This window comes from Photorhabdus viridis (assembly GCF_040256935.1).
GTDB lineage: Bacteria > Pseudomonadota > Gammaproteobacteria > Enterobacterales > Enterobacteriaceae > Photorhabdus > Photorhabdus viridis.
On sequence record NZ_JBEJZY010000013.1, the window covers coordinates 40,548 to 61,168 of the forward strand.

General features: G+C 40.5%; 17 protein-coding genes and 4 pseudogenes. 13 read left to right on the forward strand and 8 right to left on the reverse strand.

The window, feature by feature from the left end:
• Positions 1–4: 4 nt before the first annotated feature.
• Positions 5–1,027 carry an MFS transporter gene (locus ABR397_RS07150; protein WP_350305117.1) on the forward strand — a complete coding sequence of 341 codons (1,023 nt, stop codon included), beginning with the start codon at positions 5–7 and terminating at the stop codon, positions 1,025–1,027.
• 390 nt (positions 1,028–1,417) lie between these two features.
• On the opposite strand, the gene lsrK is transcribed toward ABR397_RS07150, so the two are convergent.
• Positions 1,418–3,010 carry an autoinducer-2 kinase gene (gene lsrK, locus ABR397_RS07155; protein ID WP_350305118.1) on the reverse strand — a complete coding sequence of 531 codons (1,593 nt, stop codon included), beginning with the start codon at positions 3,008–3,010 and terminating at the stop codon, positions 1,418–1,420.
• A gap of 87 nt (positions 3,011–3,097) precedes the next feature.
• Positions 3,098–4,099: a transcriptional regulator LsrR gene (lsrR, locus tag ABR397_RS07160; protein ID WP_350305119.1), complete on the reverse strand. Its 1,002-nt coding sequence runs from the start codon at positions 4,097–4,099 to the stop codon at positions 3,098–3,100.
• Between the two features lie 230 nt (positions 4,100–4,329).
• Here lsrR and ABR397_RS07165 point away from each other — a divergent pair.
• The 6 genes and pseudogenes from ABR397_RS07165 to ABR397_RS07190 all read left to right on the forward strand — a co-directional run.
• Positions 4,330–5,332, forward strand: a pseudogene (locus ABR397_RS07165) (ATP-binding cassette domain-containing protein); the annotation flags it as partial.
• Between the two features lie 33 nt (positions 5,333–5,365).
• A pseudogene (locus tag ABR397_RS07170) lies at positions 5,366–5,803 on the forward strand (ABC transporter permease subunit); the annotation flags it as partial.
• Positions 5,804–5,805: 2 nt separating this feature from the next.
• A pseudogene (locus ABR397_RS07175) lies at positions 5,806–6,342 on the forward strand (substrate-binding domain-containing protein); the annotation flags it as partial.
• A 68-nt stretch (positions 6,343–6,410) separates the two neighbouring features.
• A complete protein-coding gene (gene lsrF / locus ABR397_RS07180; protein ID WP_350305120.1) occupies positions 6,411–7,286 on the forward strand; it encodes a 3-hydroxy-5-phosphonooxypentane-2,4-dione thiolase in 876 nt (291 codons plus the stop codon).
• 11 nt (positions 7,287–7,297) lie between these two features.
• On the forward strand, positions 7,298–7,597 hold the full coding sequence (gene lsrG / locus ABR397_RS07185) for a (4S)-4-hydroxy-5-phosphonooxypentane-2,3-dione isomerase (RefSeq protein WP_350305121.1): 300 nt from the start codon (positions 7,298–7,300) through the stop codon (positions 7,595–7,597).
• A gap of 463 nt (positions 7,598–8,060) precedes the next feature.
• On the forward strand, positions 8,061–8,540 hold the full coding sequence (locus ABR397_RS07190; protein ID WP_350305122.1) for an Hcp family type VI secretion system effector: 480 nt from the start codon (positions 8,061–8,063) through the stop codon (positions 8,538–8,540).
• 401 nt (positions 8,541–8,941) lie between these two features.
• Here the strand turns inward: ABR397_RS07190 and ABR397_RS07195 are convergent, their stop codons facing one another.
• The 3 genes from ABR397_RS07195 to ABR397_RS07205 are packed head-to-tail and all read right to left on the reverse strand — an operon-like array spanning position 8,942 to position 10,422.
• On the reverse strand, positions 8,942–9,301 hold the full coding sequence (locus tag ABR397_RS07195; RefSeq protein ID WP_350305123.1) for a hypothetical protein: 360 nt from the start codon (positions 9,299–9,301) through the stop codon (positions 8,942–8,944).
• Positions 9,294–9,662 (reverse strand): hypothetical protein, encoded by a 369-nt coding sequence (locus tag ABR397_RS07200; protein ID WP_350305124.1) that lies wholly within the window; start codon positions 9,660–9,662, stop codon positions 9,294–9,296. The genes ABR397_RS07195 and ABR397_RS07200 overlap by 8 nt, the downstream gene beginning before the upstream one ends.
• The gene (locus ABR397_RS07205) at positions 9,655–10,422 is read right to left on the reverse strand and encodes a DUF4225 domain-containing protein (protein ID WP_350305125.1); all 768 of its coding nucleotides are present in this window, start codon (positions 10,420–10,422) and stop codon (positions 9,655–9,657) included. Before ABR397_RS07205 ends, ABR397_RS07200 begins: the two co-directional genes overlap by 8 nt.
• Before the next feature lie 264 nt (positions 10,423–10,686).
• Between ABR397_RS07205 and ABR397_RS07210 the strand changes: the two are divergent.
• Together ABR397_RS07210 and ABR397_RS07215 are read left to right on the forward strand one after the other, a co-directional pair.
• Positions 10,687–10,970, forward strand: a pseudogene (locus ABR397_RS07210) (autoinducer-2 (AI-2) modifying protein LsrG).
• 141 nt (positions 10,971–11,111) lie between these two features.
• Positions 11,112–12,560: a flavin-containing monooxygenase gene (locus ABR397_RS07215; RefSeq protein WP_350305126.1), complete on the forward strand. Its 1,449-nt coding sequence runs from the start codon at positions 11,112–11,114 to the stop codon at positions 12,558–12,560.
• 71 nt (positions 12,561–12,631) lie between these two features.
• Here the strand turns inward: ABR397_RS07215 and yfcD are convergent, their stop codons facing one another.
• Positions 12,632–13,177 carry an NUDIX hydrolase YfcD gene (yfcD, locus tag ABR397_RS07220; RefSeq protein ID WP_350305127.1) on the reverse strand — a complete coding sequence of 182 codons (546 nt, stop codon included), beginning with the start codon at positions 13,175–13,177 and terminating at the stop codon, positions 12,632–12,634.
• Between the two features lie 468 nt (positions 13,178–13,645).
• Positions 13,646–15,526 carry a lipase family protein gene (locus ABR397_RS07225; RefSeq protein ID WP_350305128.1) on the reverse strand — a complete coding sequence of 627 codons (1,881 nt, stop codon included), beginning with the start codon at positions 15,524–15,526 and terminating at the stop codon, positions 13,646–13,648.
• 643 nt (positions 15,527–16,169) lie between these two features.
• On the opposite strand from ABR397_RS07225, the gene ABR397_RS07230 reads away from it, so the two are divergent.
• The 4 genes from ABR397_RS07230 (at position 16,170) to ABR397_RS07245 (ending at position 20,021) form a co-directional block, all read left to right on the forward strand.
• Positions 16,170–16,580, forward strand: a complete 411-nt coding sequence (locus tag ABR397_RS07230) for a type III secretion system chaperone (RefSeq protein WP_350305129.1) — start codon at positions 16,170–16,172, stop codon at positions 16,578–16,580.
• A 69-nt stretch (positions 16,581–16,649) separates the two neighbouring features.
• A complete protein-coding gene (locus ABR397_RS07235) occupies positions 16,650–18,179 on the forward strand; it encodes a hypothetical protein (RefSeq protein WP_350305130.1) in 1,530 nt (509 codons plus the stop codon).
• Positions 18,180–18,359: 180 nt separating this feature from the next.
• Positions 18,360–18,980 (forward strand): GSH-dependent disulfide bond oxidoreductase, encoded by a 621-nt coding sequence (gene yfcG / locus ABR397_RS07240; RefSeq protein WP_350305131.1) that lies wholly within the window; start codon positions 18,360–18,362, stop codon positions 18,978–18,980.
• A gap of 126 nt (positions 18,981–19,106) precedes the next feature.
• Positions 19,107–20,021 carry a TIGR01777 family oxidoreductase gene (locus ABR397_RS07245; RefSeq protein ID WP_350305132.1) on the forward strand — a complete coding sequence of 305 codons (915 nt, stop codon included), beginning with the start codon at positions 19,107–19,109 and terminating at the stop codon, positions 20,019–20,021.
• Here the strand turns inward: ABR397_RS07245 and ABR397_RS07250 are convergent.
• A complete protein-coding gene (locus tag ABR397_RS07250; protein ID WP_350305133.1) occupies positions 20,002–20,586 on the reverse strand; it encodes a UbiX family flavin prenyltransferase in 585 nt (194 codons plus the stop codon). The genes ABR397_RS07245 and ABR397_RS07250 overlap by 20 nt on opposite strands.
• Positions 20,587–20,621 lie beyond the last annotated feature (35 nt).

Here is a 20,621-nt window from a genome sequence, read left to right on the forward strand (position 1 = left end):
TAGCATGCAGAATGTCATTTTTAACAAAAGAATACTACCACTATCCCTATCTAGTTTAATATCTAAAATAGGTGATTTTGCGCATGATGTTGTATTCGCAATTATCGCAATTGAGCTGCTTTCGTTTAATTTTATGTACATAGGGATAGTATATTTCTTTAGATTTATCCCATACTTATTTTTTGGACCTGTAGGAGGGTGGCTTGCGGATGTTTTTCCGAAAAAGAATAATATGATATTCAGTGATATATTGCGCTGTGCCATCACATTCATATTATTCATAACCTATCTAAATGATTTATTAAATATATATATTCTCATCGTTTGCTCTATGCTCATGACAATTGGGAGAAGTCTTTTTCAACCTAGTTTTAGAGCATATTTACCTGAAATGCTGGAAAAGAAAGATTTACCAAAGGGCAATAGCCTATTTCAAGTGATAGAAGATCTTGCATCTATAATTGGTCCATTGGCATGTTCCATAATAATTGCTATGGGCAATAAGTCATATGTTCTTTTAATGGATAGTTTAACCTATTTTATTTCAGTTATCTTTTTGTTTTCCTTAAAAAGAAATGAACCTCATGGGAGAGAGGAGTTTTCTGTTTCGAAAATTATTTATGATACTAGAGACAGCATCATAGATATGCGTAGAAATAATCAAAATTTATTCATGGTAATAATTGGAACTTCTATATGCGTATTGTTTACAGCGGCACTATTGAGATATGTATTGCCAGCCTCAATTATCGATATTTACAAGAATGAGGAACTTGTTGGATATGTATTTTCAATAACAGCTGTGGGAACTGTATTAGGAGGGATTTTTTATACGCGTATAGTCAAAGATTCAACTCCGGTACAAGTAATGAAATCTTGGATGATATATGGATTGTTTTTCTTGATTGTTTCATTGGTTATAAAATTCAGCTTTGTCCTTCTAATCATTTCTGCGTTATTTCTTGGGTTCTCTGGAGCCATTGTAGATATATCTATAATTACTAATATAATAGGAAGACATTTATGAATAACTGGCATATATAGGTAAAAATAGAAAGGAGACCTATTCTGTAACAAGAAAAATATGGAACAATGACCGACAAAGAACCATTTCATAGGGTTATCTGGGAATGACCATATTTAGTGAGACTGAGCAAGCCGGACAAAGGGCAATGCTCAGGTTAAACATAAAATTAAGCAGCTACTGCTCTCCAGTTTCTCAGTTCTGGCATATAAAAACACAGAGTTCAGGATATTCCCCATAAAAATAATCCTTCACATCTTCTATTTTAAGTCCTCCTCATCACTTATCACAAACTTTCAGGGATAAGAGTCAATGTGTAAGTTGCATACACTAGGGCAAGTGCCCCCTGTAAAGTACCAGCGATACGAATACCGCAGATCATTATTTTGCAAGCTATAACCCCGGCGCCTTCCATAATGAAGTTGTCAAACCATGATCGACCAAAGTTAACTGATCGGCATATATCGCCTGCCAGTTCTCTTTAGCTTTTTGATACACTTCATAATGTTCAGGATTTGGCTGATATTCATGTTGCCAACGCACCAGTTTTTCCCCTGTCGCGCTCATTGCATCATAAAGCCCAACCCCGACTCCGGCGGCAATGGCGCATCCCAAAGCAGTAGATTCTTTGACCATCGGCACCCGAACCGGCAACCCTGTCACATCAGATAAAATCTGGCTCCACAATTTTCCTTTTGAACCACCGCCAGCAAATACCAGTGAATCCGGTTTAACAGCCGAAAATGCAGAAATCAGATCCAAGTTACAGGCCGAGACAATCGCCGCATTTTCTTCTAATGCACGGAATAGTGTCGCTTTATTGCATTTTTCCGGATCTATCGAAAGGTTAATAAAAGAAGGTGCCGCGTGATACCAAGCTTTAAACCGCATCACGTCAGAAAAAATCGGCATGACGCCATAAGCGCCGGCGGGTACTCTGGCTGCCATATCTTCCAGTAAGTTATATGTATCAACGCCAAGACGCTCCGCCAATAATTTCTCTTCCGCGCAAAATGCATCCCTGAACCAACGCATCGTCAAACCGGTAAAGAAACTGATAGATTCCGCCTGAGCCATACCCGGAATAACATGCGGGTTTATCCGGGTATTCATATTCGGGTCAGTGACCGGTTCTGGTAAATTGACAACCTGCTGCCAAAAAGTCCCTCCGAGAACCGCGGTTTGCGCCGGCTTGACAACCCCTAAGCCAAGACAACCGAGCTGTACATCACCACCGCCCATAATGACCGGTGTTCCAACATTAAGCCCGCATTGAGACGCGGCTTTTTCAGTGATGTAACCTAACAGGGTTCCGGTCTCTTTGACCGGAGAAAGAATATCAGAACGCAAACCAGCCATCTCAAGCAGGTTGGGACGCCAGTCACGGCTCACCAAATCCAGCATTCCTGTCGTACCGGCATTAGAGGGATCGACGGCCAATTCACCACTGAGCATATTTGCCAGCCAGTCACTGATCATCGTTAAAGCGGCTGCCTGACGGTAAATATCCGGACGGCGATGCGCAAGCCATAACAGACGAGGCATTGCCCCCAGCGCCAATGTTTGCCCTGAACACCGATAAACTTCATATTCAAAGGTGTTGTTATACAGCGCTTTCAACTCACTGACTTCACGGCTGGAACGCGCATCCACATTAGCACAAGCCCAGATTGGTTCACCATTGCTGTCATAAAGAACAATCCCTTCCCGCATAGAACAGGACGCCACCGCCTGAATAGCACTGGCGGGCAATTCCGCCGTTTTCAGCGCCTGGCGGATACACTGGCAAACCAGTTGCCAGTTCTTCACTAAATCAAACTCCATTGAGCCCGGTACATCAGGGACAGGCTGATGTATCCATTCAGCCTGTCCTGCGGTTATCTGATTCCCTTCAAGATCAAATATTACTGCACGAACGCTCCCTGTTCCTGCATCAAGCGCCATCAGATATTTTCCCGATGGATTAACACTACGGCGTTGATTCATGATGCTATCCTCAGTTTAATGACTTTTTGAACTTATAGCCTTACCTCAAATTTTTTCTGTTTATTCACGGATAGGTTGAATACGAGTTCAACGCAATAAATTCAGCATCGCTCTGGCGGTCTGCTCTTCCGTCACCAGCGCATTGATATATTGACCATTAAGTGCAGCAACAATGGCTTCCGCTTTATCCTCTCCTCCCGCAACTCCAATAACCGTTGGAATCGTTTTCAGTTCCAGCATAGAGATACCAATAAGCTCTTGATGAATCTGCATATCGTCCACCAATTGACCATCTGCTTGCATAAAATAGCCAAGGATATCGCCCACCGCGCCTTTCCGGCCAAACATCAGTTGTTCACCACCGCTGATATAGCCGGAACGCATAATGGTCGCCTGCTGTTTCTGATTAACTGCGCCAATACCAACGATAGCCACATCCGCCGCGCAAGCCGCCAACAGCACATCACGGACGCTGCTCTCCTGACGGAATGTTTCGGCGACCTGAGCCGTCGAAGCACGCAGTGGTGTGGGGATAATACTGATTGGACAAGCGGCATCCAGTTGGCCGATGCCGGTCATATAAGGACCAACACCCCCGGACAACGTTACCAGCCTGATTTGTTGTGATGAGATAAAACCACTTAAATGCTGCAATGTGCACATGGTGGTTTCACCAAACCCGACTGCCAGTAATTGCTGTGGTTCAATCAACGCCATCAGTAAATGGGCTGCTCCAACCCCCAATCTGGCATTAAGATTCATATCAGCCAGCGCGGGTAAAACACGCACTTGTTTCAAAGAGAAATGTTTTTGCAGGGTATCTTCCAGTTCCAGACACCCCTCATAACGGGAGTTAATTTGCACCCGAATCACACCTGACTGCCGCCCTTTTTCCAGTAACCGGGAAACTTTTAATCGGCTCAAACCCAACAGATCGCCGATGTCCCCCTGTGTCAGGCCATCGTGATAGTAAAACCATGCAATACGCGCAAGCAGCTCTTCTTCACTCATGCTATTACCCGGATAGGTGTCCTCAGACGACACATTTTTCTCTTTAACTGATTTTTCTTTCGCTGATTTTATCGACATAACCACTTTCTTTTATCCGCACTCAACAGATAACCATTAAAACGTATAACACACCAGAGTCTTATCGTAAAAATTTGAACATAATATTACGCATATCTAATTTTTTCACAAAATGTGATCTAAATAGTGCCAATATCACAAGTTAACAGCTACCATGTTGAACAATTGTTTTTTAGTTACATAAATGTTCATTTTGTTTGCCTCAGCACCTGCATTAAGAGGATGCCACGATGTTACATCACAACACCGCAGTACCACCGCTATTAGAAGTCAGTGGCATCAGTAAGCAATTTTCCGGCGTGATGGTACTGAAACATATTGATTTTACTCTGCTTCCAGGGCAGATACATGCTCTGTTAGGGGGTAATGGCGCAGGCAAATCAACACTGATGAAGATCATTGCCGGTATAGAACAACCGGATAAAGGATCTCTCAAGATTGACGGCAATAATGTTAGCCATCTCAATCCCACTAAAGCACATCAATTTGGTATTTATCTGATACCGCAGGAACCATTGCTGTTTCCTAATTTGTCTGTACAGGAAAATATACTGTTCCGTTTGCCCAAGCATCAGGCAGATAAAGCCAGAGTGAAACATTTGCTGGAGTTACTTGGCTGTCAATTAGATCTCAATGCCAATGCGGGCAGCCTCAATGTGGCCGATCAGCAACTGGTAGAAATTATGCGTGGCCTGATGCGTAATTCAAACGTTTTAATTCTCGATGAGCCCACCGCTTCCCTGACACCAGCGGAAACTGAACGCTTATTTACCCAGCTCCGTGAACTACAGCAGCAAAGCGTCGGCATCATTTTTATTTCTCACAAGATCCCTGAAATTCGCCAGTTGGCGGATCAAGTAAGTGTCATGCACGACGGTAGCATTGCGCTGAGTGGTAAAACCTGTGATTACACCACGGATGACATCATTCGGGCTATTACACCCACAGCGAAAAATAAATTATTAACCGACACAGAAAAGCTGTGGTCAAAGCTGAACGATAACCAGCAAAAGACCTCATCTGATTTACCGGTATTGACAGTGACTGACCTGAATGGCGAAGGTTTCCGCAATATCACGTTTTCAATGAAACCCGGCGAAATTTTGGGTTTGGCCGGTGTTGTCGGTGCAGGTCGTACAAAATTAGCTGAAACAGGGGCTAGTGTATTTACCAGAGGATCGACAATCATCGGGGTTATTTCCGGATTCATCCCTAAGCTGGAATATCTGCTCGTTTCTTCAAAAATGACAAAAATAGTCAGGCGACATAATGAATATCGGTCAACGTTATGGCTGGGAATTAGCCTTAGCCACATTACTGATGATGGAAATTTTGCTATTTGGTATAGCAAACCCACGAATGCTGGATATCAATATATTGTTATTCAGTACCAGTGATTTTATCTGTATCGGAATTGTCGCCCTGCCACTGACTATGGTTATCGTCAGTGGTGGTATTGATATCTCATTCGGTTCGACAATTGGCTTGTGTGCAATATCGCTGGGTGTGATGAATCAGGCGGAGATCCCGATGGCCGCAGCCATTCCCCTGACGCTGATGGTCGGTGCAATGTGTGGAATAATCAATGCAGCGCTGATTTTATATACCGGCGTTAACCCCTTGGTTATTACACTCGGGACTCTGTACCTGTTTGGTGGCAGTGCGCTTCTGCTTTCCGGTATTTTCGGCGCCACAGGTTATGAAGAACAGTCACCGACCAAAACCAATGGGTAAAACAAGCCAAAGATAAAATCGCCGCAGAACATCCGGGTTGGGAAATTGTTACCACTCAATTTGGTTATAACGATGCCACGAAATCCTTACAAACTGCGGAAGGGATTCTAAAAGCCTGGGGTGATCTGGATGCGATTATTGCCCCAGATGCCAACGCCCTGCCTGCGGCTGCACAGGCGGCGGAAAATCTGAAACGACAAGATGTTGCAATAGTGGGTTTCAGCACTCCCAATGTTATGCGCCCTTATGTCGAACGCGGAACCGTGAAGCAATTCGGGCTGTGGGATGTTGTTAGTCAAGGCAAGATTTCAATCCATGTCGCCAACGAATTACTCAGAAGAGGTGATTTAAATGTCGGAGATAAACTCGATATTCCTGATATTGGCGCCGTTGACGTTGCACCAAACAGCATTCAGGGCTACAGCTATGAAGCCAAAGGAAACGGTATTGTTGTTTTGCCTGAACGGGTGATTTTCACCAAAGACAATATCAATCAGTACGATTTCTGATTCTACTGTCCGGCAATCTCCGCCATTAAGGGTTGCTGGCCCAGTATAAGCTAGTTAGGAGAAGAAAAATGGCAGATTTAGACGATATTAAAGATGGTAAAGATTTTAGTCTTGATGTCCCGCAGAAGAACAGTTTATTTGAACTGAAAGGCTGTGGCGCGCTTGATTGGGGCATGCAGTCACGACTATCACGTATTTTCAATCCCAAAACCAATCGAACTGTTATGCTGGCTTTCGACCACGGTTACTTTCAAGGGCCAACAACCGGCCTTGAACGCATTGATATCAATATTGCGCCGTTGTTTCCGCATACTGATGTATTGATGTGTACCCGCGGTATTCTTCGCAGTCAAGTTCCGCCCGCCACCAATAAACCTGTAGTGTTGCGTGCTTCCGGCGCCAACTCGATTCTGACGGAATTGTCCAATGAAGCAGTCGCTGTCGCGATGGAAGACGCTTTGCGCCTGAACGTCTGTGCGGTAGCCGCTCAGGTGTATATCGGCTCAGAACATGAGCATCAGTCGATCAAGAATATTATCAAGTTAGTCGATCAGGGAATGCGTTACGGGATGCCAACCATGGCAGTCACCGGCGTTGGTAAGGATATGGTGCGGGATCAGCGTTATTTCTCTCTGGCGACCCGCATTGCGGCTGAAATGGGCGCGCAAATTATCAAAACTTACTATGTCGATCCTGGCTTTGAGCGTATTGCCAGTGGATGCCCGGTTCCTATTGTGATTGCTGGCGGTAAAAAGCTGCCAGAAAAAGAGGCGCTGGAGATGTGTTATCAGGCAATTGATCAAGGCGCTGCTGGTGTCGATATGGGGCGCAATATTTTCCAATCCGAAGCACCGGTTGCTATGTTGAAAGCCGTTCACGCGGTCGTACACCAGAATGAAAATGCCGGCAAAGCTTATGAATTATTTTTAAATGAAAAAGGGTAAGGAGAATTAAAATGCACGTCACTATGGTTGAAATTAATGTTAAACAGGACAAATTAGATAAGTTTCTTGAAGTTTTTCGCTTCAATCATCAGGGCTCAATTCAGGAAGAAGGTAATCTGCGCTTTGATGTATTACGGGATGAAAATATTCCTACCCGTTTTTATATTTATGAAGCGTATGTCGATGAGAAAGCGGCTAATGCACATAAAAAAACACCTCATTATCTGAAATGTGTTGAAGAGCTTGAATCCCTGATATCTGAGCCAAGGAAGAAAACCTCTTTTATTGGTGTGATGCCAGAAATAAAATAAATAACATCAATATAACGATAAGAGATAATACTATTTACAATTTGCAGAAAAACCCGGGGTGGGATATCCCGCCCCGGGTTTATGCTCCGGCATTTTTCTTGCCAATCAGTAATATCAATGAGCAATAACGCCTGGCAAAATATCCAAGTACCAAAGCCAACATTGCTGAATGTCATATTAGCAATACCGATATCGCTAGTGAATCATTGCCTATAAATCGATTCAAATGGTTGACTTTCACTCAAACTACGCTATTTTTGAGCAATGGAAAGAGTATTGATTAACATTCTCCTCTTTAGACGATATTAAACCGGAATACTTCAAAATGCTTTCCAAACAGACAGACATACCAATGTCTGACCTTTTGATAGCATGATGGACGTTAGAAAAAGAGATGAAGCTAAAAATCAAACTACTTTCTTACATATGCAATTCATACCGATGGCACAGGAGTAAACATATTGTGGCTGACTTAATTTATTTAACAATAAAAGGGAAGGATCAGGGATTAATTTCCGCTGGTTGCTCGTCAATTGATTCGATTGGTAACAAATACCAAGAAAATCATCAGGATGAAATTTTGGTTTACAGTTTAAGCCACTCAATGTTACGTAAGAAAAATGTCAATCATCAACCGGTGATAATTAAAAAGCCTGTTGATAAATCAACGCCTTTATTAGGCGTTGCAATTTCCAATAATGAATTACTGGATTGCTTTATTGATCTTTATCGTACAAGTTCAAATGGAGGGCTGGAATTATATTTTAAATTAAAGCTAATCAAAGCTAAAATATTGGAACACAGTTTCCTCCATCCTAACTCTTTAGAACATAATAATCTGCAACCGCAAGAAACATTGTCATTAATATATAAAAGCATAACATGGAGCCATGTTATCGCAGGGACGAGTGGTTATAGTATATGGGAAGATACGGTATATTAATACCTAATAAAATCCCCGCTTCTTTGGGAGGTGGGGTTTTACAACTTGAAAACAGGCTGCGCTTTATAAACCATTAAGTAAGTCTCAATCATTTTTATTTTCTTTATCACGATAAGATTTACTCACGGGAACAAGACAGTAATATGCAATTAAAAAAATAAAGCGCCATAAGCAATTGAATTATAACCGCAAATACTAAAGCAATATGAAAATATATATGTCAGCACACCACCATTTGCTAAAATGGCATATTGAACAACATTAAGAAATAAAAGAACAAGAGTAAAAATTACTTCTTGAATATGGATCTTTACATACCCTCTCAACTTAACAAGTATAATAAATACGAAAATAGACATTGCATAACAAATAAGATATTGTAATATGACAATGTTACATCATCATTCATTTTTTTCACCATTACCTTTGTTCTTCTTTTCTTTTTCTTCACGATAAAATTGACTCACTGGCATCAAACAGGAATATATAATTAGAAAGAACAAACCACCAAACCGAATCGAACTATAATCGTAAATACTAAAATAATGTGGAAATATATATATCAGCACCCCACCATTTGCTAAAATATTATATTGAATAATAGTAAAAACTGAAAGAACAATAGAAAAAAACACTGCTTGAATATAAACCTTTACATAACCTCTTAGCTTAAAAAATATAATAAATACCAAAATAGATATTGCGTAATAAACAATAACAAAAAAGATATTGTAATATGACAATGTCACATCATCATTCATTTTTTTCACCATTATTCTTATTTTCTTCTTCCTCTGCATCAGATGCATCACGATAAAACTTACTCACAGGCATCAGACAGCAATATACAATGAAAAAAAACAAAGCACCATAAGTAATTGAATCATAATCATAGATACTAAAATAATGTGGAAATATATATATCAGCACCCCACCATTTACTAAAATATTATATTGAATAAAAGTAAAAACTGAAAGAATAATAGTAAAAAAAACCGCTTGAATATAAATTTTTACGCGCCCTCTCAATTTAAAAAGTATAATAAACACGAAAATAGACATTGCGTAATAAACAATAACAAAAAAGATATTGTAATATGACAATGTCACATCATTATTCATTTTTTTCACCATCAGAAATCGAATAAATACCGAAAGCAGTCACAGCATCACCGATAAGTTCAGCAAGTAGAGGTATTCTCCCCATCTCTTGCCACCCTCTGATATAATCAGATTGAATATATCTAAATAGACGAAAAGTACCAGGCCTCATAATAGATCTTACCATTCCGTACCCAGACAATCCCAGATCTACATAGCCATAAACCATATCACCATCAGCTTCACTATAACCAAGTATTTTAGCCGCATCGCGATAAACATCTCTTACCGGACCCGAAACTTCTTTTCTTAATAACAGGTAATACCCATTCTCATAAACATTATTTCCTCCTTGCACCAATAGCGGAACACCAAACCCGGCACAAGCTGCACCGAGAGAGGCCACGCATACCCCAATACCGGCAAAAATTTGAGAGCCACCACTAACAAAGCCAATTTGTTTCAAAACCAAATTGATTCTGTCACCTTTTTTTTCTTTTTGAACAATCATATACTGCTGGCTATCGTTTATTAACAGGTCAAACTCCTGTTTCTTCAGATTATCTATTTCACTTTGAATGATTTCAATACCCCCATCAACAGACAAGCAATTTGAGGCTACCTCGTGATTAATATTTCTTATTAGTTCATTCGTTTCGAAAAAAAAACCATTTTTACTTCTAACATCAGAAAGATATCGTAAATTGAGCCTAGATGATATTTCATTTAACTCTCTAATTTTTGCCTCTAAACAACTATGATGCTTTGATGAAAATGCCATTTTAACCTCTAAACTCATTAATTCTAACTTATACGATCCTCAAACAACACAAGCATCGTTCCACCATCTTGTTTAAAAAAACACTGTAAACTCTGGATCCGTGGGTGCTGATTATAGATTCCAGTGGATAGCCAATATTATTAAACCACAATAAATAAACAATCAATAGGTTTTCCTGCTGACAAAATACACCAGAATGAATATACCAGCAAATCCTATGAGTTGTTTTTGAGTAAAAAAGAATGAGCAGGAAAATTTAGTAGAATTCTCTTTTCTATTTATAGAATTATTTTATTAAATCATCTTGGCTCAATTCAGGAAAAGGGCAATCTGCATTTTGATGTATTCCGAGGTAAAAATATTCTTATTCGATTTTATATTTATGAAGCGTATGTTGATGAGAACACTGCCAATATACATAAAAAACACTTGATTATCTGAAATGTGTTAAATAGCTTGAATTCCTGATATCCGAGCCAAGGAAGAAAACCTCTTTTATTGGTATTATACCAGAAGTGAAATATTGCATTCGTTTGATAAGATCTTAGTTCCAATTCATGTTGTTACAATTTATTTCAACCGAAATAATCACTGTTTCTAACAGTGGAAATCCTACTGAATAAAAAATAACATAACTTGATTACGGGATATTGACCTCATCAAAAGATGACTTTGTGGGAAAAATAATAATGAATAACCATTATGATGTTTTGATTATCGGCGCGGGTATTGCTGGCATTGGTGTAGCATGTCATTTAACAAAAAAATGTCCTGATAAGAAATTTATTATCTTAGAGCGTCGCCATACGATAGGCGGTACCTGGGATTTGTTTCGCTATCCGGGCATTCGCTCAGATTCAGATATGATGAGCTATGGCTATAAATTCCGCCCTTGGACAGACACCAGTATTTTTGCAGATGGGCCTTCAATTAAAAGTTATATCCACGCAACAGCAAAAGAGTATGAAATTGACCAGAAAATACAGTTTGGGCTAAAAATCACTCAGACTGACTGGTCAAATACAACTCGCCAGTGGACCGTCACCGCGATTGACGAAATCAGTGGAGAAACCCAGCAATTTACCTGTGATTTTCTCGTCGCTGCAACAGGTTATTATAACTATGATGAACCTTATATACCTAAATTCCCCGGTATTGAAGATTTCAAAGGCCCGGTAATTCACCCTCAACATTGGCCTGAAGGATTGGATTACAAAGGAAAGCGGGTTGTTGTGATTGGTAGCGGCGCAACCGCAGTCACTTTACTTCCTGCTATGGCAAATGATACTGAACATATCACGATGTTACAGCGCTCCCCGAGTTATATTTTTTCAATACCAGGAAGAGATAAGATAGCAGAATACTGCAAAGGCATTATTCCACAGCGCTGGATTTACACATTGAGTAGAAATCGCAATCTCTTTCTGTACCGTTTACTTTATAAAACGAGTCGATTTTTACCTAACTTATTGAAATCGTTTTTGCTGGCGTCTGCTCGCAAACGTGTCGGCCCAAATTTTGACATGAAGCACTTGACGCCAAAGTATATGCCATGGGATGAACGGCTGTGTTTTATTCCCAGTAGTAACCTATTTGAAGTACTGAAAGAGGGTAAAGCGTCTATCGTTACTGACCATATTGAACGCATAACTGAAAACGGTATCTTGTTACAATCCGGCAAAGAATTACCCGCGGATATTATTGTTACAGCAACCGGGCTGAAATTACATTTTATTGGCGGGGTTGAACTCTCTATTGATGGGCAAAAGCAGCAAGGTCATGATCGAATGCTCTATAAGGGGACGTTGATACAGGATATCCCTAATTTTGCCTGTCTGTTTGGTTATATCAATAACGCTTGGACGTTGAAAGTTGATCTATCTGCGGAATATATCTGCCGTTTGTTGAACGAGATGGATCGTCGCGGTGCGACGGTTGTGACACCATGTGCTCAACCGGGTGAAATGCTGGAGGACGAAAATATTTTTGGTGCTTTGAAATCGGGTTATGTAAAACGCGCAGCGGATTCTCTTCCTCGTCAGGGACGCAGCTCAACCTGGCAGGTTCCACATGATTACAAAAAAGATCAACAGGTTTTGCAACAGCCTATTGATGATGCTGCGTTGAAATGGACATAACCGCACTAAGTATGACAGAAAAAGCTCCACCTTCCGGGAGCTTAATTACTCAATTAAAACAGATAGCTAAATCAGTCAGTTTTTTTATTAAAAATAACTTCATCGAAATCATTATTACGAGTCAACCACAGAGAAAGCGCTTTCAACGAATCGGGAGTGAATTCATCGCAGCGAGCGGTGATTTCTTCCGGTGTTAGCCAGCACACATCGTCAATTTCCGCTTCCTGTAAAGCAAATGGGCCATGACTGATACAACTGAATAATGCGCCATAGATACGGCAATTCTCTTCCTCATAATAAAAACTACCATGCTCGGCAAAAGGAACGCCTGCAATACCCAATTCTTCTTCTGCTTCGCGCCGGGCTGCATCCAACATGTTTTCACCCGCCAGCGCAACTCCGCCTGCGGTCGCATCCAATTTTCCCGGATAAAAATCTTTAGTTTCTGTACGATGCTGAACCAGAATTCTTCCCATACCATTATGAACGACGATATAAGTGGCACGGTGCCGTAGACACTGGGCGCGCATCTGCCGACGTGTAGCCTGAGCAATAACTTCATTGTCTTCATTGACAATATCAATCCACTCAACACCCTCTGTATTCTCTTGTTCCATCTTCAAAAAACCTTTTTTATTAGCAAGAAATTGCAAATCTATAGAATGGTTAACCTATTCAAAATAACCAAATTGATAGAAGCTCTACGAAGTTATTCGTTTCGGACGCTTCATGCAACCCTTTAACTTAATCCGAAATAGAACACCTGATGAACCGCAATGCGATAAGATTTTTACCCACAGTGATAACAGGGTTGATTACCTGCACCTTATCAACCTCCAAAACCAGAAAAGAGGGGCTAATCCATTTATACCCCTCATTATGCCAGCATTATTTTACAATAACCTACTGTTTGGCTATTAATATCAATTCATCCATCGGGGTACTCAACCCACTCATCTTTTCCGCTAATTATAGTTACCTCCGATATATTCATACGGATCCGTTTTAATCTCAGTACCTTATATGGCTTAATACCTGCGTAAAACCTGATATTAATGTTACTGACGAGTATTCTCTCATATTTATCATATCCAATCTTCTCCAATCAGTACAAAATTATCCGTATAGCGTTTTAAAGCCAAATTACCCCATTTATTTTGTTTAGTATAAATAAGCGATTGTGCTAACTGGTCATCCATATGTAAAAACAGAGTATTACGTTGCCGAATATCAGGAACGACATCCGATCTTTCCTCCATTGTTCTTTCAAATAATCGCTCCTTATCACGATAAAAATGATATTTCCTCGGTTCAACCAACTCTGCAATTCGATCACCGATGTAATGAATATATTTAAACATACGGTGATCAGGCAGACTCAAAGCATCTTTTAACTTCGGGTTGTCATTACGTGGAAACCATTTAGCCCTATCAGCTTCACTTATATGTTTAAAAAATTCTTTCTGAATCGCTAATGCTTCCTTCATCTTATCTTCCGTCTCATGATTCAGTGACGGGATTAAATACAATTTTACGTCAACAGGTAATATATCACTCAGCCGTATAAAATTATTTGAATCACTCTTTTTTAAAGATTCAATAACCAGATTAGCTTTATAAAAGTGAACTATTTTTCCATGATGCAAGAAAACTTCATCACCTTTTGTTAAACCCAACAATTCAATAGTGCTGAATAAATAGCCCAGCGGCCCCCAATAATCATAAAGCCAGTTATCCAGGTCTTTTTCCGGCGGAGCTGAGGGAACCAGGTCATTCTCATTTAGATGACGGTAATGCGTAATATCTTCCAATTCTTGTACCGCACTACGGGTTAATGTCCGCGGCATCCCATAACTGTATAAACAAGGATGATATTTTTTCAGTTGTGCACTGTGCAATAACCCCAGAGCGCCGCCTAAACTATGCCCACAAACAAATAAGTTTCGATTTTTAGCCAAATCAATAATTTTATCAAACATACTTTTATCAGAACCGGGAACTTTTAATTTTCCAATAAGGTTAAATGCTTCCCAAAACCCTCTATGGACTTTACCATTCTCGATAAAACCACTACATACACCGCCTTGACCACAGCCCAATTTCATTGGCTGATACATAATATCAGTGAGAGCATTATCTATACTGGCCGTTCCCCGCCAACTGACAATAATATCTTGTTGATTCGATGCATAAAATAACTCAGTATCTCCTAATGGGTTTTCACTCGCTTTTGAATCAATAAATACAACATCAGTATAACGCTCACGAAATGGCACATCATAAACAATTGGAGAACGCGCTATTTTTTCTATTTTATTGGGTAATTGGGATATATCCAGCATCTGTCGGTTAAAAAAATGGGTAATGGAACCTGCCGCATCGACATTATTATTAGAATATGATAATACTCCCATTAATGCTAGGTTATAAGCATTCACCAAGGAATAATCAAGCTGATGATGTAACAATAATACCCAAGCCCGAAATGGGCATACTTCCAGAACATACCGGCAGTTTATTGAGGGAATTCCAAAACCTTTTGGTACCGGATCTGGGAAATGATAGCGTGGCGGTTTATCCTCTTTCCATTTATCAATCACAGGTAAGCCATCACTTATCTGACCGATGGTCACATAACGATATTGATGACCTTCTGCTTTGGTTTTCGATTTGACTACCGATGTATTGACATCACGTTTTTCTCGTAATGGGCGCTGTTCCATTTCATCGGCCAATGGTTGAGCGCTGATATACAATGTTACTGGATCCGGCGACAAACTTTCTTCCCTAAGCAATCCTTGATCATTAGTCACTCCTTTACGTTCATCACGCAGCTCTCCCTGGCTTATCAGGCGATAAGGCATATTAACTAATGGATTACCTTGTTCATCAACAAGTTGGAATTCCACCCAATATTCCATAATTTTTTGACCATCAATAAAGTCTCGTGGGAATAATTCGCTCATAATTATTATTATCCTTTTTTATTCTGAGAAAGTAATACAATACTTATTACCAGATCAATACACTAATAATAGTGGGAGAGAAAACTCATTCTCTCAAGCGTAATATCATAATAAAATTCAATAAATGCCAAACGAATATAATTATGAAAAGCCATAGGGCGGAAAATGAAAAAACAGAAAAAGTCCAATTTATTTAATTACTTTACCTAATAAACATTACATCTAAAAAAATAAAACACCAGCATTAATTCACTTAACAAAAATTTATTTCCATCATAAGAAAAAATAATAAAAACCTAATGGTAATATATTAATAATTTATTATTGATATAAATATCATACCAATTATTTAGAATATATTTCCATTTAAACATTATTCAAAAAATATACAGTTTATTGGCTCTCTCAGTCTATATGAACTTGGGAAAACCATAGTCGAACTCGGCTATGAGGTTGACCACACCACCTTATCCCGTTCCGGTTATTCATAAAAGATGGTATTGTTTTGTTAACGCAGAAAAACCAATTTATCTGATTAATTTTTACAATATTATCGTCTGTTTTTGATAGACGATCCTGTGCTTCTGCCACATAATTTGGACAATATTTTAGTCGTACTCAATTATTTTTATGAGATTTATTGATGTCCAAATTAGAGAAATTATGTGCAGATTTTGCCGCTCAGACTAACATTATGTTGAATCTTTCTACGGGCGCAGCGCAATTGAATATTGGTGATTATGGCCCCTGGTGGATAGAGGTGGACTCAACGGGATCTATGCTGACTTTTCATCATACAGTCACTTCATTTGTTGAGAATGATGCGGAATTTTGGCTCTCATTAAACAGTAATATCAATATACTTGGAGGAGCATGGCTCGCATTACATCAGCCAACGCGAACTATTCGTCTCTGCTTGCTTCAGGATATAACACGAATCGATTCTGTTGATTTAGTCAATATTTTGGGAAATCTGCAAAAAATAAGAGCTGAACTGCCTTTTCCCGAAATTAAACACACCACGTCAGCATCAACCCACGATATTTTAGTTTGATATGTTTTTTTAGAGAGTAAATTCAAAGAACTCACAGAAGAAAAAACAATAAAATAATGGAGAGAAAGTATGCCGAATCTTTCAATACAGAGCGCTAACACCAGGATTGATATTAATCACAATGAGTTGTCTCAAACGGCTTCAACAGATAAAACTTGTCACTGTTGCGAACCGTTGCTAAATAATACTATTGATAATCCGCTTACCGCACCAACCTCTGTGATCACACAATGGAATGAAAAATCCGTCGTAACCAACAAACAAATTGAAGCTAACATTTCCCGTTTAGCCAGCGAAAGTACTGCCGCCCATAAAACGGTTGATTCTCTCTTATCTAACCTGGTAAAACTGTTCGTTCGGGTGGAGGGTAATGAGTTAACCGCAATGACTAAAATGCTTAATGCCTATACCGGAGATAAACCCGGATTCAGTATCTTAGGTCAGCTTGGTGCGGGTGGATTTACCCGGATCATTAGCGAAGCACAGCAAAGCGGTGTCAGGCCTGATAGGGCAAATACAGAACCTCTGACATTGAGGGAGAAAGCCACTGCTTACTATGATCTGACTAATTCAGCTTATTTCCGGGATACTCTGGAGAAAATCTATTCATCATCTGAATTGAAATCAGAGTTCAAAGATATAATTGATATTGGTTACCTGGAAAGTAAAAACTTTGCAACTGCCCGTGGTTCCACTAAAGAAAATCCCTTACCTGATCAATTGGCGCTCTACACTTTTAAAAATGAAAATAAATTTAATGCCTCTGAAAACCCCGAATTATATCAGGTGACAAAACAGGAAAAAGGGCAAGAAGTGACAAGTAATCCTGCTCTGGCTGGCAATAGCCTGACAAAAGCCCAGAATGATTTCAGAACACCCGCTCCTAATAAAGATAATGTCTGGTCATCTGCTGCTTCACTTGAAGCCAATAATCGTCTGACTAATCGGGAGTTGGAGTTTGCCCGTTTAAACCCCCGCAACCGGCTGGACAGAACTGATTATCAGTTTGGTCAGTCAGGCCCCATCAAAGCACATCAAGAGTTAGCAAAGGAAAACATTATAGTACAACGTGGTAATGGTTTTGCTGTCTGGAATGTGAAAGAAAATACAGGATTTTCTAAGGATGCAGCCTTACACAATTTGCCAACGGTCGCTGCGCCTTCAGGCACCACGGATCGTTTTATTACTGCGGCCAGGTTATTGGGCACAGGACTGAAAAATGATCTTTCTTTAGGTACTCCTGCTAACGGGGAATCACCAGAGCAGTCAATTCAGCGAGGGGAGCGGGAAATGAAAGAGCTAACCCGATGGCTGGCAACAGGTTATCTGGTTGATGATAATCATCATTCTATGATCGAAGTTAATTTAGGGGCGGCTAACCACGGTTTAACGTCTCAGTGGGGATTGAATCTCTATACTGAACCCTTCTCTTCTCCTATACATGCCAAGGGATTTAGCATATCCAGCCAGGAAATATTGACAAAATTAGAAAATCGTGAGGATGTCAGCACAGATTACTCTACTTTCAAGAAAGATCTGTACGGCGGAAGTCGGGCAGTTGTTAACGCAGATGGCAGTATAAGAACGAATTCCAGATAACCATTCTTTTTGCCGCTTCATCTGATAATTCATGACCGGGGGAGTCGTTGTCGGTTAAACTTCCCCGGCAATACGGACAATCGCCAGCCAGTGCGGAAATCAGCAAAAGGTCTGAATTGGCTATTCTTGGATAGATCTAAGGTAATATATAATACAATTTTATGTCCCACTGGAGGCTCTATGATCGATCTGTATTATGCCCCAACGCCAAATGGCCATAAAATCACGCTCTTTCTTGAAGAAGCTGGCCTTCCTTACAATATTTACCGGATTGATATTGGCGCAGGAGATCAATTTAAACCTGAATTTCTTGCAATTTCTCCTAACAATAAAATTCCGGCTATTGTTGATCAGCAACCCGCCGATGGCGGCAAACCTGTCGCCATTTTTGAATCTGGCGCCATTCTGACTTATCTGGCAGAGAAAACAGGTAAGTTACTCAGCAAAGATGTGCGCGAACGTATTCAAAGCCTGCAATGGCTGTTTTGGCAAGTTGGCGGCTTTGGCCCAATGTTGGGACAAAATCACCATTTTAGTCATTTTGCGCCCGAGAAAGTCCCTTACGCGATTAATCGTTATCAAGAAGAAACAAAACGCTTATATAAGGTTCTGAATACTCAATTGGAAAAAACATCCTATCTGGGTGGTCAGGAATACAGTATCGCTGATATCTCAACTTATCCGTGGGTTCGTGCCTATGAGCGTCAAAATATTGATCTGAGCGATTATCCCGCAGTGAAAAAATGGTTTGATGCTATTAGCCAACGCCGCGCTACCCAAATAGCCTACAGCAAAGCCTGATACCTGTCTGCGGGGTAACTATTTCCCCGCAAAACTTGATCCGGCTAACAGATAGCTGTATTTTAAATCACCAGCCTTAATATCCCTGCTATAGTTTCTATATAAACTTTGGTTATAGGAGTGGGTATGCATATTTTAATCACCGGAGGAACAGGCTTGATTGGCAGCCGTCTGGTTTGCCAGCTTCTTTCCCTATCCCATTCCATTACCATTCTGAGCCGCTCGCCACAAAAAGTGTATTCTCTGTTCAGTAAACAAGCTGAATGCTGGACTACTCTGAAAGATAAAACGGACCTCAATGATTTTGATGCTGTTATTAATCTTGCTGGCGAACCCATTGCAAATAAACCCTGGACTTCAGCGCAAAAAGAAAAGCTGTGCCAGAGCCGCTGGATACTAACAGAACAACTCAGCAAGTTAATTAATGCCAGTCAGACACCACCAGAAGTATTTATTTCCGGCTCTGCAGTAGGCTATTACGGCGATCAGAATCAGGCAGTTGTGACAGAACATGAGCCACCCAATGATGAATTTACTCATCAACTCTGTAAACGATGGGAACAACTTGCGTTACAAGCTGCCAGTGATAAAACCCGTGTTTGTCTTTTACGTACCGGCGTTGTATTGGCAAAAAACGGCGGAGCACTGAAAAAAATGTTACCGCTTTTCCGTCTTGGACTTGGTGGCCCTATGGGTAGCGGAAAGCAGTATCTGCCTTGGATCCATATTGATGATATGGTAAATGGTATCTATTACCTGTTGATGACGCCTGGTTTAAGCGGTCCTTTTAATATCACCGCCCCTTATCCGGTACATAATGATCAGTTTGCCGCAACACTCGGAGAAGTATTGAACCGCCCTGCAATTATCCGTATACCTGCTTTTGTGCTGAAACTACTCATGGGAGAAGCTGCGGCACTGGTACTGGGAGGACAGCAGGCAATACCGCATAAACTGGAACAAGCTGGTTTTGGCTTTCGCTATTTTCAGCTAAAGGAAGCCTTTGAAGACCTACTAAACACTAAATCTCAACACCTTTAGCGCCTTGCCAACGGGTAAACAGATCATGAGGCAGCTCGATATCAAACTGATCAAGCACCCGATTAACCGTCTGGTCAATAATATCCTGAATCTGTTCAGGCCGATGATAAAATGCAGGCACCGGCGGCATAATCACCGCACCTATTTCAGCCGCCTGAGTCATCAACCTGAGATGCCCCAAATGCAATGGCGTTTCTCTCACACCAAGCACCAACTTACGGTTTTCTTTCAATACAACATCTGCCGCTCTGGTCACTAATCCATCGGTATAGCTGTGAACAATACCTGAAAGGGTTTTCATTGAACATGGCAAAACGACCATACCCGAAGTTTTGAACGAACCGGAAGAAATAGCAGCGGCGATATCTCTGTTGTCATACACGACATCAGCCAGCGCTTGCACATCCCGTAAACTATAATCTGTTTCAAGCGCCAGTGTCTGGCGAGCGGACTGACTGATGACCAGATGTGTTTCTATGCCTTCAACTGGCTGTAAAACTTGCAGCAGCCTGACGCCATAAATAGCCCCGCTTGCTCCTGTAAGCCCCACGATCAATCTTTTCATTTTTTCCTCGTGCTGGACACTGGACAACAATTTTA

What these genes read in the sequence shown, in the direction of transcription:
- ABR397_RS07195 (WP_350305123.1), bottom strand. Translation starts at nt 9,301, where the DNA reads ATGAATGATGATGTGACATTGTCATATTACAATATCTTTTTTGTTATT.
- ABR397_RS07205 (WP_350305125.1), bottom strand. Translation starts at nt 10,422, where the DNA reads ATGGCATTTTCATCAAAGCATCATAGTTGTTTAGAGGCAAAAATTAGA.
- ABR397_RS07250 (WP_350305133.1), bottom strand. Translation starts at nt 20,586, where the DNA reads ATGAAAAGATTGATCGTGGGGCTTACAGGAGCAAGCGGGGCTATTTAT.
- ABR397_RS07245 (WP_350305132.1), top strand. Translation starts at nt 19,107, where the DNA reads ATGCATATTTTAATCACCGGAGGAACAGGCTTGATTGGCAGCCGTCTG.
- lsrR (WP_350305119.1), bottom strand. Translation starts at nt 4,099, where the DNA reads ATGTCGATAAAATCAGCGAAAGAAAAATCAGTTAAAGAGAAAAATGTG.
- ABR397_RS07150 (WP_350305117.1), top strand. Translation starts at nt 5, where the DNA reads ATGCAGAATGTCATTTTTAACAAAAGAATACTACCACTATCCCTATCT.
- lsrK (WP_350305118.1), bottom strand. Translation starts at nt 3,010, where the DNA reads ATGAATCAACGCCGTAGTGTTAATCCATCGGGAAAATATCTGATGGCG.
- lsrF (WP_350305120.1), top strand. Translation starts at nt 6,411, where the DNA reads ATGGCAGATTTAGACGATATTAAAGATGGTAAAGATTTTAGTCTTGAT.
- ABR397_RS07235 (WP_350305130.1), top strand. Translation starts at nt 16,650, where the DNA reads ATGCCGAATCTTTCAATACAGAGCGCTAACACCAGGATTGATATTAAT.
- lsrG (WP_350305121.1), top strand. Translation starts at nt 7,298, where the DNA reads ATGCACGTCACTATGGTTGAAATTAATGTTAAACAGGACAAATTAGAT.
- ABR397_RS07230 (WP_350305129.1), top strand. Translation starts at nt 16,170, where the DNA reads ATGTCCAAATTAGAGAAATTATGTGCAGATTTTGCCGCTCAGACTAAC.
- ABR397_RS07225 (WP_350305128.1), bottom strand. Translation starts at nt 15,526, where the DNA reads ATGAGCGAATTATTCCCACGAGACTTTATTGATGGTCAAAAAATTATG.
- yfcG (WP_350305131.1), top strand. Translation starts at nt 18,360, where the DNA reads ATGATCGATCTGTATTATGCCCCAACGCCAAATGGCCATAAAATCACG.
- ABR397_RS07215 (WP_350305126.1), top strand. Translation starts at nt 11,112, where the DNA reads ATGAATAACCATTATGATGTTTTGATTATCGGCGCGGGTATTGCTGGC.
- yfcD (WP_350305127.1), bottom strand. Translation starts at nt 13,177, where the DNA reads ATGGAACAAGAGAATACAGAGGGTGTTGAGTGGATTGATATTGTCAAT.
- ABR397_RS07200 (WP_350305124.1), bottom strand. Translation starts at nt 9,662, where the DNA reads ATGAATAATGATGTGACATTGTCATATTACAATATCTTTTTTGTTATT.